At 71.0% G+C, this 262-nt stretch carries 1 protein-coding gene; it reads left to right on the plus strand.

Going from position 1 to position 262, the window contains the following annotated elements; genetic code table 11:
* Nucleotides 1-262 (plus strand): MFS transporter (locus SB751_RS31905; protein WP_410749260.1); only part of this gene is annotated, 262 nt, incomplete at both ends.

The following is a 262-nucleotide window of genomic DNA, read 5'->3' on the forward strand; positions in this document are numbered from 1 at the left end:
TCATCGGCGCGCTGGCGGTGGCGGCGTTGCTGCTGGTGCCGCAGGCCTTCGTCACCGCCGGTTGGCAGTTGGTGGCGCTGCGCTTCCTGATGGGTTTGGCGCTGGGCGGGCTGCTGCCGTGCGTGACCAGCGTGATCCGCCACAATGTGCCCGACGGCGTCGGCGGCAACGTGCTCGGCATGTCGATCTCGGCGCAGTACGCGGGCCAGGTGGCGGGCCCCTTGCTCGGCGGATTCATCGGCGGGCATTTCGGCATGCCGGC

This window comes from Cupriavidus sp. SIMBA_020, assembly GCF_046535395.1.
Classification (GTDB): Bacteria; Pseudomonadota; Gammaproteobacteria; order Burkholderiales; family Burkholderiaceae; genus Cupriavidus; species Cupriavidus campinensis.